Source organism: Pantoea sp. At-9b (assembly GCF_000175935.2).
In the GTDB taxonomy this organism is placed as follows: domain Bacteria; phylum Pseudomonadota; class Gammaproteobacteria; order Enterobacterales; family Enterobacteriaceae; genus Pantoea.
This window is the reverse complement of the sequence record NC_014841.1, coordinates 89,052-101,694: the sequence shown is the minus strand read 5'-3', so window position 1 is coordinate 101,694 and position 12,643 is coordinate 89,052. Positions and strand designations below refer to the sequence as shown.

General features: G+C 53.6%; 12 protein-coding genes. 9 read left to right on the top strand and 3 right to left on the bottom strand.

The features are described 5' to 3' along the window. Nucleotides 1-5 precede the first annotated feature (5 nt). The gene (locus tag PAT9B_RS27795; protein ID WP_013512615.1) at nucleotides 6-1,196 is read right to left on the bottom strand and encodes an MFS transporter; all 1,191 of its coding nucleotides are present in this window, start codon (nucleotides 1,194-1,196) and stop codon (nucleotides 6-8) included. 201 nt (nucleotides 1,197-1,397) lie between these two features. Between PAT9B_RS27795 and PAT9B_RS27790 the strand changes: the two genes are divergently transcribed. The 7 genes from PAT9B_RS27790 to PAT9B_RS27760 all read left to right on the top strand — a co-directional run bounded on the left by PAT9B_RS27790 (nucleotide 1,398) and on the right by PAT9B_RS27760 (nucleotide 7,541). Next, a complete protein-coding gene (locus tag PAT9B_RS27790) occupies nucleotides 1,398-2,366 on the top strand; it encodes an AraC family transcriptional regulator (RefSeq protein ID WP_013512614.1) in 969 nt (322 codons plus the stop codon). Nucleotides 2,367-2,529: 163 nt separating this feature from the next. After that, nucleotides 2,530-3,885 carry an MFS transporter gene (locus tag PAT9B_RS27785; protein ID WP_013512613.1) on the top strand — a complete coding sequence of 452 codons (1,356 nt, stop codon included), beginning with the start codon at nucleotides 2,530-2,532 and terminating at the stop codon, nucleotides 3,883-3,885. A gap of 59 nt (nucleotides 3,886-3,944) precedes the next feature. Further along, entirely contained in the window at nucleotides 3,945-4,592 is a 648-nt protein-coding gene (locus PAT9B_RS27780; RefSeq protein ID WP_013512612.1) for an NAD(P)H-binding protein, read from the top strand. 224 nt (nucleotides 4,593-4,816) lie between these two features. Next, nucleotides 4,817-6,088 (top strand): OprD family outer membrane porin, encoded by a 1,272-nt coding sequence (locus PAT9B_RS27775; protein WP_013512611.1) that lies wholly within the window; start codon nucleotides 4,817-4,819, stop codon nucleotides 6,086-6,088. A gap of 171 nt (nucleotides 6,089-6,259) precedes the next feature. After that, nucleotides 6,260-6,841: a flavodoxin gene (locus PAT9B_RS27770; RefSeq protein ID WP_013512610.1), complete on the top strand. Its 582-nt coding sequence runs from the start codon at nucleotides 6,260-6,262 to the stop codon at nucleotides 6,839-6,841. A 57-nt stretch (nucleotides 6,842-6,898) separates the two neighbouring features. Next, a complete protein-coding gene (locus PAT9B_RS27765) occupies nucleotides 6,899-7,096 on the top strand; it encodes a hypothetical protein (protein ID WP_013512609.1) in 198 nt (65 codons plus the stop codon). Then, on the top strand, nucleotides 7,065-7,541 hold the full coding sequence (locus tag PAT9B_RS27760) for a hypothetical protein (protein WP_013512608.1): 477 nt from the start codon (nucleotides 7,065-7,067) through the stop codon (nucleotides 7,539-7,541). Before PAT9B_RS27765 ends, PAT9B_RS27760 begins: the two co-directional genes overlap by 32 nt. A 59-nt stretch (nucleotides 7,542-7,600) precedes the next feature. On the opposite strand, the gene PAT9B_RS27755 is transcribed toward PAT9B_RS27760, so the two are convergent. Then, the gene (locus PAT9B_RS27755; protein WP_013512607.1) at nucleotides 7,601-9,892 is read right to left on the bottom strand and encodes a FepA family TonB-dependent siderophore receptor; all 2,292 of its coding nucleotides are present in this window, start codon (nucleotides 9,890-9,892) and stop codon (nucleotides 7,601-7,603) included. A gap of 208 nt (nucleotides 9,893-10,100) precedes the next feature. Here PAT9B_RS27755 and PAT9B_RS27750 point away from each other — a divergent pair, with 208 nt between their 5' ends. After that, nucleotides 10,101-10,439, top strand: a complete 339-nt coding sequence (locus PAT9B_RS27750) for a DUF488 domain-containing protein (RefSeq protein WP_013512606.1) — start codon at nucleotides 10,101-10,103, stop codon at nucleotides 10,437-10,439. 60 nt (nucleotides 10,440-10,499) lie between these two features. Here PAT9B_RS27750 and PAT9B_RS27745 read toward each other — a convergent pair whose 3' ends face one another. Then, nucleotides 10,500-11,615: an alkene reductase gene (locus PAT9B_RS27745; RefSeq protein WP_013512605.1), complete on the bottom strand. Its 1,116-nt coding sequence runs from the start codon at nucleotides 11,613-11,615 to the stop codon at nucleotides 10,500-10,502. Nucleotides 11,616-11,716: 101 nt separating this feature from the next. Here PAT9B_RS27745 and PAT9B_RS27740 point away from each other — a divergent pair, with 101 nt between their 5' ends. After that, nucleotides 11,717-12,628, top strand: a complete 912-nt coding sequence (locus PAT9B_RS27740; protein ID WP_013512604.1) for a LysR family transcriptional regulator — start codon at nucleotides 11,717-11,719, stop codon at nucleotides 12,626-12,628. Nucleotides 12,629-12,643: the final 15 nt, after the last annotated feature.

Genomic DNA, 12,643 nt, shown 5'->3' with positions numbered 1-12,643 from the left:
CTGCGCTATTTTAATATCCTGAGCCGCTTGCGCTGCGTCAGCCATATCAGCAAGGCGCAGGCGGTCAATACCATCTCCCCCACGGTGATGCCTGACCAACCACCACGTTGCCACAGCGAACCGGCAAACGCAGAGCCGATTGCTCCACCGATAAAATTGCTGACCACAAACGCCGTATTCAGACGACTGCGGGCCTGCGCGTCCACCGCGAACAACCGGGTTTGATTCAGTACGTTGATCGCCTGTATCGCTACATCCAGCAATAATACCGCCGCCAGTATCGCGATGAGAGAAGTTGCACCGGCCTGGGCAATGATGAGTGAAACCATCACCAGCAGCAACGCAGCCCCGGTCGCGCCGACCGACCAGCCACGATCATGCAAACGACCGGCACGCCTTGCTGCCAGCGCCCCTGCCAAACCAACAAGACCGACCAGACCAATCTGGCTGGCGCTAAACCCAAAGGGTGGCGAGCTGAGCAGGAACGTCATCCCGGTCCAGAACAGGGTAAAAACGGAAAAGCTGAGAGCGCCCAGCAGCAGCGTAACCTGCACCCTGGGATGCTGGCGCACCACCGTAACCACCGAAGCCAGCAGTTGCAGGTATGAGCTGGCCTGACGTGGCCGGTCAGCTGGCAGAGCACGCCATAAGATCACCGCCAGAAGCAGCGTCATCAACGCAGCGAAGAGATAAATAGCCCGCCAGCCGAATGCATCTGCCACCAAACCGCTGACGGTACGAGAAGCAAGGATGCCGGTCAGGCCCCCGGAAACCACCGTGCCGACAATCCGGCCGCGCTGGTTTTCTGCCGCCAGATCACCCGCCAGCGGAATCAGTAGCTGCCCCGTCACCGTGGTAAGGCCAACCAAAAACAACCCGGCAAGCAGGAATCCAAAGGTCGGCGCAAAAGCACTGACCACCAACGCCAGGGCTGAAATCGCCATCATCCCCGGAATTAAACGGCGACGGTCCTGGCTATCACCAAGGGGGACAATCAACAACACACCCATTGCATAACCAATCTGGGTCAGTGTCACCAACCAACCGGCGTGGCCCGGCAAGATGTGAAAGGCACGACCAATGTCATGCAATAACGGCTGTACCCAATACAGGTTAGCTACCGCCATCCCTCCGGCAACAGAGAACAACAACGTCAGGCCTGGGGACATGCCCCCAGAGGGTGCCAATGGCTTCACGCTTTCTCCTTCAGATCGCTACGGTGAGTTGTTGGGTCATCGACCAACGGCTTTTTTAGCAAAAATCCATCCCAGCATTAACCCGTTAAACACTAATGGTGTTATGAAATAAAATCATCAATGGCAAAGCGCTTGCTGATGTCATCGCCGCCAGGTAGTCTTTTAAGCATCTTATAGGCCATATTATTTTGTGAGAATCTCATGGACCTGTTATCTGATGTGCTTCAGCTCCTGTCAGCACAAAGTTATGTCACCACCGGGCAGACCACCGGGACAAGCTGGTCGATGCGCTATCCGGGTTTCTCCGGCATGAAGTTTATGGCGGTGCGCAAAGGAAAAATCTGGTTCCGCCTGGAAGCGGACGACAACTGGCGGGCGCTGTTGCCTGGAGATGGGGTCATTATCACGCGCTCGGCACCCTTTATCATGGCGTCAGACCCGGCGCTGTCTCCCGTCGCCGCCGAAAGCGTGCCTTACATCAGAAAAAATGGCCTGGCTGATTACGGTGGTGAAGACAGCCTGTTGCTGGCAGGAAAAATGGAGATCGACCCGATCTCTGCGGAACAACTGCTTAATGTGCTGCCGGTGGTCATTCCGCTGCACTCAGACTCGGAATCCTCCTCCACGCTCAGTTGGCTAATGAGCAGACTGCACGATGAAAGCCTGTCTAACCGCCCCGGTTCGGCATTGGCAGGCAATCACCTGATGCATCTGGTGATGATTGAAGGGTTCCGCAGTTGGGTACTTTCTGAGGCAGCGCAATTGCATGGCTGGATGGGAGCCTTGCGTGATGCACGCATTATGCGAGCCGTCACCGCGATCCATGCTGAACCGGCAAAAAGCTGGCAATTGATGGAGCTGGCCGCTATTGCGGGCCTGTCGCGCGCCGGGTTTGCTCGCTGCTTCAGTGCAACCACCGGCACGTCGCCACTGAATTACCTCACCCACTGGCGAATGCAGCTCGCCAGCAAAGCCCTCCGGCTCAGCACCGAACCGATCAAGCATCTGGCATATCGTCTGGGGTATGCCTCCGAAAGTACCTTCAGCACCGTCTTTCGGCGGGTTTATGGCGTAGCACCTTCCGCCCATCGGGCGGCATGGCGGGATGGGCCGTTGCAGCGACTTTCAGCCTTCAGGGATAAACTTTCCGCACCTGAAGCCGCAAAATGAGACTTTCACAAAGCAAATGTGGATTTTTGATTATTAAAAATCCCATCAGCGCAGCGTAATATCCTTCCCCGACGCTGGGCTGTCTGGTTCAGCTGATGTTTTCTCTGCCTCCATCATCGCTTCAGTGACCAAACGCTTTGGTCGGCTTATCTGTGGAATTATCATGCAAATACATAAAACGGGCCGGGACCGGCTGTTCACCGCCGCCGTATGTCTGGGTTTTGTTCTGGTTCAGTTGGATGTCAGTATTGTTAACGTGGGCCTGGAAGTCCTGCGGCAGCATTTTCAGGCGGGAATCGCCGATCTCGAATGGGTGATGAATACCTACTCCCTGCTGTTTGCCTCGTTGCTGTTGGGTGCCGGCACCCTTGGCGATCGCTTTGGGGTCAGAAACGTTTTCGTCTGTGGGATTTTGATTTTCATTGGGGCTTCGCTCAGTTGCGCTTTTGCACCGACGATATATTGGCTCGACACCGCACGCGGCATTCAGGGCGTCGGCGCGGCGCTGCTGGTCCCCAGCTCACTGACGCTATTGCGGCAATATTTTTCCGACCACCACGCGCGCGCCGGGGCCATTGCCATGTGGGCAGCATGTGGTAGTTTCGCGCTGGCGGCAGGCCCGGTCGTCGGTGGCGTGCTGATTAAGTGGCTGGGATGGAAAAGCATTTTCCTGATCAACGTGCCTGTGGGCCTGCTGAGCGTATTTTTCACGTTACGCTTTGCGCCGATCAGCCCGCGTTTTCAGCGGAAAATAAACATCGCCAGCCAGGTTTTGATTGTTCTCGCCCTCGGGCTGCTCACCTTCGCCCTGACAGAATCTGCGCATTTTGGCTGGGGAAGCCGGACGACGTTATCCACGTTGTTGGTCGGGCTGGCGGCACTGGTGTGGTTTATTCTGAGTGAGAAAAAATCAGCCGATCCGGTTGTGATGCCATCCGTGCTGCAAAATCGATTGATCGTCAGCAGTGTGATCATCGGCTTTCTTTGCAATATGGTTTTTTACGGTGCCGTGTTCATTTTCAGCATTTTTTTCCAGAGTGAGCTTAAGCTCAGCGCATTACAGACCGGTCTGGCCTTCCTGCCAATGATGCTGTTTACCGCCGTGGTGAATTACAGCAGCAGCAAGCTGGGCAGACGTTTTCGCCTGCGCTGGCTGTCATGTCTGGGCAGTCTGGTGAGCCTTACCGGGTTCGCGCTGTTGCTACTGATTAAACCGGACTGGAGTACCTGGGCGTTGTTTATTCCGATGATGTTGTTGGGTGCCGGAACCTCCCTGGCAATGCCCGGGGTGGCAAACCTGATCTTTTCGCAGGCGACACATCAGGAAGCCGGATCGGCCTCGGCACTGTTCTCCTGCGCACGGCAGATGGGCGGTGTGATGGGGGTGGCGGTATTCGGTCTGATGATCAGTTACACCGGTGATGCGAACCTGATTAGCGGTCTGAAATTGATTGCCGCGACGGCGATGCTAATGTCCGTTATTTGGTGGGTGATCAGCAGAGCGCGTTTGCCAGCATAAAGCGGTACGATAAAGGGTGTGGTTGAACAACAGCCAGGCGGCTAAAGGAGAAATACAAGATGTCCACAAGAACCGTATTGCTGGCCGGAGCCACCGGTCTGGTGGGGGGGCTGATGCTTGAGGCCCTACTGGCTGATCAGACTGTCTCGGCCGTGCATGCGCTGAGCCGTCGACCGTTAGCGATCCACCATCCTAAACTTCAGGTCCACACGGTGGATTTTAGCCGTCTGCCCGCGTTGCCCGCGACGGATGAGGTCTATCTGGCACTCGGCACCACCATCAAGGTAGCAGGCAGCCAGGCCGCGTTTCGTGCGGTCGATTTCTCGGCCAATCTGGCGGTTGCTCACGCAGCCGGGGCGCGGCGGGTGGGATTGGTCAGCGCTGCCGCCGCCAATGCCACATCCGGCGTTTTCTATAACCGGGTGAAAGGAGAACTGGAGGATGCGCTCAAAGCGATGGACCTCGACGCGCTGGTGATTGCCCAACCTTCCCTGCTGCTCGGTTCACGGGAACACCTGCAACAACAACGGCGTATGGGAGAAATAATTGCCAGCCCAATTGCCCGGCTCCTCGCCCCCGTCTTGCCCGGCGCTTACCGTCCGGTGTCGGCACGCGCCGTGGCGCAAGCGCTGGTTAGCACCGTCCCAACTGCAAACGGTCTGGTGGTCCTTCCCTCAGATGTATTGGCCAAGTTTGACCGCAACTGACAATACAATAATTATTCCCGGTAGCCACGCCTGTTTGATTTATATTCACCAACAGGCGACTTCACCCCGCGAATAATATCCTCACCTCCCGTCATTATCAGCCCGTAATAAAACCGCATAAATCGATAAAAAACAGCCCATTTTCTGTAAGCATAAAATGTTAATATCCCGCGCGCACTTTTAGCATTAACAAAATAATATCGAATTTATAAGGCAGACATAACGTGAAAAAGATCTTCAAACTTTCACTGGTGGCATCATTAATTGGACTCTCTGGAACGGCCGCTGCGGCCCAGGAATCAAACGGATTTCTTGAGGACAGTCACCTTGATGTACTTTTACGCAATGCGTATATCAACAGGGATTACAAAGATGATGATGTGCGTACCCGCCGTGAGTGGGGCCAGGGCATCATCGCCAACTTTTCTTCCGGGTTTACTCAGGGGCCGGTAGGTTTTGGCGTTGATGGTCTCGCACAGTATGCGGTCAGACTGGATGGTGGCCGTGGTCGCAGTGGTGCGGGTGGCATCGACTTCTTCGCTCAGGATAACGATGGCAAAGCCAAATCTGACCTGGCGAAATTTGGCGCGACCGCTAAAATGCGTTTTTCCAATACCGTACTTAGCTACGGTACTCAACGCCCGACACTGCCGATCCTGACGGCGGATGATTCGCGTCTGCTGGCTGAAACCTATACCGGTTTTATGCTGAACTCGCAGGAAGTCGCCGGATTAAACGTGTCTGCCGGTTACTTTACCGATGAACAACAGAAAAGTGACGATAGCCATGATACCGGCCTGAAATCACTGAGTTTTGCCGGTGCGAGTTATCAGTTTACCGATCAATTGAGCGCGGCCTTCTACGCTTCCAATGTTGAAGACGTGATTAACAAACAATACCTTGGACTGAATTACAAAACGCCGCTGGCAGGCAATCAATCCTTTGGCCTTGACTTCAATGGCTATAATTCGCGCCTGAACCAGGAATACGCCAATCAACTCGATACCGGCCGCAGCAACACGATCTGGAGCCTGGCGGCAAGCTATACCTTTGATATTCATACCTTCAAGGTGGCTTATCAACAAAGCAGTGGCAGCACCGGTTATCATTACGGTGGTTATCGCAACCAGGGTGGCGTCGGTGATGGTGGCAGCACCATTTGGCTGGCGAACTCTTACTGGTCTGACTTTAACGGTGAAGACGAACGCTCGTGGCAGGTTGCTTACTCGATTGATCTGAGCGGAGTCGGCATTAACGGCCTGAGCTATGACGTTGCGTATGTACGTGGCGACAATATCAAAACCTCGGCAACCGATAATGGGCACGAACATGAATTCTTTAATCAGGTGCAATATAAGGTGCCTGCTGGTGCCGCTAAAGACCTGAAAGTGAAGCTGCGATTCTCCTCACTGCGCGTCTCCTCTGACGCCGCTGATTATAATGTCGGCGGTAATGAAGTGCGCGTATTTGTTGAATATCCGTTCTCCATTCTCTGATTAAAAAAATGGCAGCCATACGCTGCCATTTTCCCCATCCGTCTCACTATCCGCCAAATTATGAAATAGGGGCTATGATCGCCGCTCATCAATAATGCCGCAAATCGTGTATTTATCCGCGTAGATTAACCATTAAGGTTGTTTGAGTTGGATAAATTATGATGAGGTCGTATGGACGATAACATTAACCTGTCTCGCAGGGAGCTACTGCCTTTTCTCGCGGGTATTTCCCTGCTGGCGCAGCCTGCAACGGCTGCAATCATCACCGGTCAGTCGGATACGCTGGTGGCTTATCACTCGCGCAGCGGCAACACGCGTGTGATTGCCGGAGTTCTTCAGCGCGCCCTGCACGCCGATCTGCATGAGATCCTGCCACAGACACCTTACCCGGCTGATTATCTCCAGATGGTTGAACAGGCAAGCAACGAGCGTAAAAACGGGTTCAACCCGCCGCTACTGAATGATTTAGCGGAGATAAAACCCTATAAAACGCTCTACCTCGGCTACCCCATTTGGGGCATGAGTTTGCCTTCCATCGTCCGATCTTTTTTAACGCGCCATGATTGGTCAGGGATAACGATTGTGCCCTTTATCACGCATGGCGGCTATGGCATCGGCGACAGCCTGACCGTGCTGGCACAATCTGCGCCAGGTGCCCATCTGTTACCCGCTTTTATTATGCAGGCCGATCAGGAACGCCAGACCATGGAAAAAACCCTCGGCTGGCTGGTAGCAGCGCAACATAAAAGCTAACTCTTAGGATGCTTCAGCAGGTATGGTATAGTGGTGAAGGAATAAACAGGAGGATGTATGAAACATACCCCAGTAAATGCTGAAAATCTTTCGGGCATGTTAACTAAGGCCCGTAAAGCTGGAACCGTGCGTATTGAAGGTGGCACTTACGATGAGCGCCGTGCACAGTTCATGAAAGACGTCCTGGGAATGGATGACAATCGTATGGTTGAAGGAACGACCCGTGGCCAGAAGAAAAAAGATTTCGCACGTTGAAACCAGTGCCCTCTTCAGAGCCATCAGTGCTGAATATGGCTTTGATAATGAGGTCGTGCTCTCTTACTTCCAGGATATTGATGAACTCCAGCAGCTGTGGGAAACAAACAATGAAGTTTGGGTATATTCACAGGGCGAAAAACACCAACATGGCTGGTTGAAGGAATCACATCTGAAAGGTGACGGCAGCCTGGTCCCTCTTTATATCGGTCTACACCATACCCGCGTACTTGATGACAAAGATGAACATGATCCTCTGCTCGTCGTTTCCTTTGAAGAACGAGAGGGTCTTGAACATCCAGTTCTGCTGATCCTCACCATGATCGACCATTCCGATATGTTTGGTGAAAAGGGTGCGGCAAAACATAATACGCAGCAGATGCACCTTATTCATAAAAAATTGGATTGTCTGGTTAATGGAATATTTCCGGCTGATGAAAGCTAGAGGATTAGCTAACTAAAATGGGCCTCATCATTGACGATGAGGCCCTTTCCTTTCAGCTATCAGAACGAGGTGGTCACACCCGCATAATACGCGCGGCCTGGCTCGTTGTAGGTCGAAGCCCCTTCGTTTTCACGATAGATTTGCTTGTTCAGCAGGTTGCTGATACCGACGTTGAAACGCAGGTTTTTGTTGTACTGATAGTTCAGTCCGGTACCAAAGATGGCGTAGGCACCCACCTCATTTTCCGACAACCCGCTGGCTTCCTTACGGATTTCAGCTGTGGTACGCGGATGCTGGCGACCATACATCGTCCAGCTCAGGGTGGCGGACAGTGCATCGGTCATCTGCCAGTCCAGCCAACTGTTCACCGTGTATTTCGGGATCAGAGAGAGTGGATTCCCGGTCGACTTATATTTCGAGGTAAACATATAAGTCGCATTGGTACGCCAGTTCAGGGTGTCTTCCACCAGCGGGATGGTCAGGTTGGCCTCAAGACCCTGAGTCAGCGCCTTGCCACCATTCTGCCACTGATAAATATCATAGGTTGATGAATACCAGGAGCTGGCTACATTCACCGTTCCCAGAGACGTGTCGCCGGCCACGATCTTATTCTGATAATCGTTGCGGAAATAAGTCAGGCCCGCGCTGTAACCTTCATCAGTCCATTGCAGCCCAACCTCTTTGTTAACGCTGATTTCAGGTTTCAGATCGCTATTACCCATCAGATAACAGCCGTTGCTGCCTCCAACGTTACAACCGTTGCCACTGCTTGCCAGCAGATAACCTTCACTGGACTGATACAGGTTGGGTGCTTTGAACACACGGGCAATACCGGCTTTCAGTGTAAGGTGATCACCCAACTCCTGCTGAATGTTCAGGCTCGGGCTCCAGTTGCTGCCAAAGCGATCGCTGTAGTCAAAACGCAGCCCCGGGATCAGCGTGGTGGAGTCGAAGGCATCAATGGTGTCTTCCAGGTAAATGGCGCTCAGCTCCTGGCTGTTTTTGCTGCTGCGCTGCGACGGATCGCCGGATACACCGTTGATATCAATGCCGGTCGCGTCCGTTTCCTGCATCGATGCCGGATCGTTCAGCTGTTCCTTATTCCATTCACCGCCGAGCGTCAGGGTGTTATCCACCAGCAGGGTGAAGGGAATGGTGTACTCATTATTGACGCGCCAGGTTTTATAACGGCTGGTGTTATAGGTGTCGCTGTTGATCATCCCTTCCACTTTACCGGTTGAACCTTCATCCAGACGGGTGTTGTGGGTGTCTTCATAACTCAGAGTCAGTTTTGACTGGCCCCAGTCCCAGATGCCGTTATGGGTCACGCTGTAGGACTGGCGGTACATACGGTTGGTTTCCTGACCGTATAAGGTCGGTACCAGGGTACTCAGGTTGCTGTTGCTGTACTGGGTATCACCAGCATAGATATTGCCCTGCCGACTGTAAGCGTAGTTAAAATCCATGTACTGCTGCGGATTGATCTTCCACTGTACTGCGGTGTTGATATCGCGGTTGCGCACCCCTTCGCGACCCGCCGCATAAGAACCGTTTTCGTTGGTGTTGATATCGTAGGCGTCAGCGTCCGTCTTGTTGATGTTGCCATACAGGCGCATGGTCAGCACATCATCGATCAGCGGGCCGCTCAGGCTGAAGTTCATGCGTTTGGTCGCACCTTCATCCTTGTCTTCCGGTTGGTTGGTGTAGAGCGATAACGAGCCATGCCAGTCGTTCGTCGGGCGTTTGGTGACGATATTCACCACCCCGCCCATCGCCCCGGAGCCATAGTGCGCAGCAGCCGGGCCACGTAACACATCGATATGATCCACCATCTCCGGTGGCACCCAGTTGCTGTCGCCACGGGTGTCTCGCTCGCCGGTACGGCTGTAACGTACAGAGCTGCGCGAAGATACCGGCACGCCATCAATCAGGATCAGGGTGTTTTCCGGCCCCATACCGCGAATATCAATCTGGCGGTTGTTGCCACGACTTCCGGTCGCACTGTTGCCGGTTAAATTCACACCCGGCATCTTGCGAATGATTTCGGACAGGTCGTTAACCGGTGGGTTGCGTTCGAGGTCTTCTTTGGTGATCAGCGATGCGCCAGGCTGTTGCTTAAGTTTCTCTTCGGCTTTGGCCGACACCACCATGGTGTCTTCGTTGGTCGGATTGACCGTCGGTGCAGTGGTGGTTTTCTTTGCGGTGTCAGAGGTCGTTTTGGTTACCGCCTCCTGCTCCTGTAACGATAAAACATTCGTTGGTGTTTCGGCTGCCAGAGAGTAGCCACTGTGGATGACCAGCCCAATCAGTAATGACAGGGTCGTTTTCCTTTTTCCAATTAAGTGAGACATTTTGTTACGTCCAGTTATTATTTTCCATACTCAGAAATGAGCATGCGAATAATTATCATAATCATTCCTATTTTTGACATAAACGAAACAAACTGACACACCTAATCGCATTGAGTTACGTCCTTTATCTCAATCCTGATGATAATCGCCGGACTATTAAAATTATGGATAAAATAAGGAGATACGAATAAGAAAGGGAGCAATCAGCGTGATCCAATGTAAACGCGTTTATGAATTAGCCTCCCCCGCGGATGGTTATCGGGTACTGGTTGATCGACTCTGGCCGCGCGGGCTGAAGAAAACTGACCTGCAATACGATGAATGGAACAAAACCCTGGCACCGTCGACAGCGTTGCGTAAAGCGTTTCACGCTGATTTGATCGATTTCACCGCGTTTCGTACTGAGTATATGCAGGAGCTTGACGGGCTGCGGGAGGAAGGGTGTCGGTTGGTGGCGAGGGGTAACGTTACGCTGTTATATGCCACCCGCAATACGACACAAAACCACGCTGAAGTACTGGCGGAATGGCTGCGCTCGCTGGCGTAGATGACAAACAACAAAAGCGCCAAATGGCGCTTTTGTTGTATCTAATACCCTATCAGTTATTCACTGCATAACCGCTGCAGTGTCATAGCGTGGATAATCAGTGTAGCCGGTCGCCCCGCCACCAAACAGCGTGGATGGATCGCTGACGGTCGCCAGTGGCAGATTCCCGGCAATACGTGCAGGCAGGTCCGGGTTGGCGATAAACGGACGTCCAAAGGCCACCAGATCTACCCACCCCGCCCGCAGATAGGTTTCGGCTTTTTCCACCGTGTAATTGCCGGCAACAATCAGTGCGCCACTGAACGCCGCACGCAACGACCTGCGGAAGCTATCCGGGATAGTGGGCGCGTCATCCCAATCGGCTTCTGCCAGGTGGATAAAGGCAATGCCTTTTTCATTGCACCATTGCGCCAGAGCGAGGATGGCGTCTACCGCTTCAGGATCGTCCATACCGCGTTGAGTAATAAACGGTGCAAGGCGGATACCGGTACGTTGTACACCAATCGCATCGCTGATGGCCGTCAGCACCTCCTGCGCAAACCGGATACGGTTGCTGAGCACGCCACCGTATTGATCGGTGCGCTGGTTTGAAGTACGCCGCAAGAACTGGTCCACTAAATAGCCATTGCCACCATGCACCTCAATACCATCGAAACCAGCATCGATGGCGTTAAGCGCTGCCTGGCGATATTGATTAATCACCGCCTGGATATCCTGTTGCGTCATCTCGCGCGGCACCGGACAGTCAATCATCTGCCCCTGGCCGTTGTCATCGACAATCCACACTTGCCCGTCAAACGGAATGGCAGACGGAGCAAGCGGCTGCCCGTCGGGATGAAAAGAGGGATGGGACATGCGCCCAACATGCCACAGCTGCGAAACGATTTTGCCACCATGACGGTGCACCGCATCCGTGACCAGACGCCAGCCCGCCCGCTGTTCCGGCGTATGCATGCCGGGAGTCCAGGAATACCCCTGCGCCTGCGGAGAGATTTGCGTCGCTTCGGTAATGATCAACCCTGCCGTCGCACGCTGCTGATAATATTCCGCCATCAGGGCGGTGGGGATATTACCCGGTTGCGCTGTTCGCGCCCGTGTCATTGGTGCCATAACGATACGATTTGTCAGCGTCATGCCGCCCAATTGCGTTGGCTGTAACAACATTTTCTCTGTCATTGCTGGGTGCCTCGGTAATAGAAAACGTTGACACTAAGCCTTTCCAGGTATTTTGATAATACCGAACAAAACTGAATCTCTGTTCGGAAAAGCTGAATAATATGGGCAAACTTGAAGACCTGACGTTGTTGGTGCAGGTGGTTGAAGCGGGAGGGTTGGCAGCGGCTGGCCGCCGTATGAACCTGTCACCGGCGACCATGAGCGCACGCCTGAAAGCACTGGAGGAGCGTTATCAGACGCGCTTTTTCCATCGTTCGACCCGTGCGATTTCGCTCACCCGGGTGGGTGAAGAGTTCTATCAATCAGCACTGCGCGTGCTGGAGGAGATGGAGCAGGCCGAAGCAAAATTGGCGCAGCAGGAGGGCGTGCTGAGCGGGACGTTACGCATCTCGGCACCGTCGGATTTTGGTCGCCAGTACCTTTCACCGGCCCTGCTGGCGTTTTCCCGCCTACACCCCGGCGTCAAAAGTACGCTATTGCTGAGCGAGGAAATCGAAGACCTGATTGCGCAACGGCTGGATATGAGCATCCGCTTTGGCAATTTGCCCGACAGCAATCTGATCAAACGCGATATCAAACCTAATCACCGGGTGTTGGTGGCCTCACCCGCGTATCTCGCTACCCAGGGTGCGCCGGGCCATCCGCTGGAACTGCCCCAGCATCGCTGCCTGATCATGGAACAGCGTGGTTCGTTACTCAACGTGTGGCGCTTTGCAGTAGCGGGAGAGGTCAGGACGCTGGAAATCAGCCCGGCGATGATCACCGATGATGGCGCACTGATTCGCGAGTGGGTGCTGGCAGGCGCGGGTATCGCCAGCAAGTCGTGGTGGGATGTAAAACGCGATGTGGAACAAGGGAAACTGGTGGTGCTGTTTGGCGATCACTTTATCGGTTTTAGCCGCAATGACAGCCATCAGGTAGGATTACAGTTCGTTTACCCACAGCGGCGCTTTCAGCCGTTACAGGTGGCGGCATTCAGTGATTTTTTTATTGGCTGGCTGGAACAGAACTGAGAACGCAGATTAATT

Coding starts and splice junctions, on each gene's coding strand:
- PAT9B_RS27790 (WP_013512614.1), top strand. CDS start 1,398: ATGGACCTGTTATCTGATGTGCTTCAGCTCCTGTCAGCACAAAGTTAT.
- PAT9B_RS27785 (WP_013512613.1), top strand. CDS start 2,530: ATGCAAATACATAAAACGGGCCGGGACCGGCTGTTCACCGCCGCCGTA.
- PAT9B_RS27780 (WP_013512612.1), top strand. CDS start 3,945: ATGTCCACAAGAACCGTATTGCTGGCCGGAGCCACCGGTCTGGTGGGG.
- PAT9B_RS27770 (WP_013512610.1), top strand. CDS start 6,260: ATGGACGATAACATTAACCTGTCTCGCAGGGAGCTACTGCCTTTTCTC.
- PAT9B_RS27765 (WP_013512609.1), top strand. CDS start 6,899: ATGAAACATACCCCAGTAAATGCTGAAAATCTTTCGGGCATGTTAACT.
- PAT9B_RS27755 (WP_013512607.1), bottom strand. CDS start 9,892: ATGTCTCACTTAATTGGAAAAAGGAAAACGACCCTGTCATTACTGATT.
- PAT9B_RS27745 (WP_013512605.1), bottom strand. CDS start 11,615: ATGACAGAGAAAATGTTGTTACAGCCAACGCAATTGGGCGGCATGACG.
- PAT9B_RS27740 (WP_013512604.1), top strand. CDS start 11,717: ATGGGCAAACTTGAAGACCTGACGTTGTTGGTGCAGGTGGTTGAAGCG.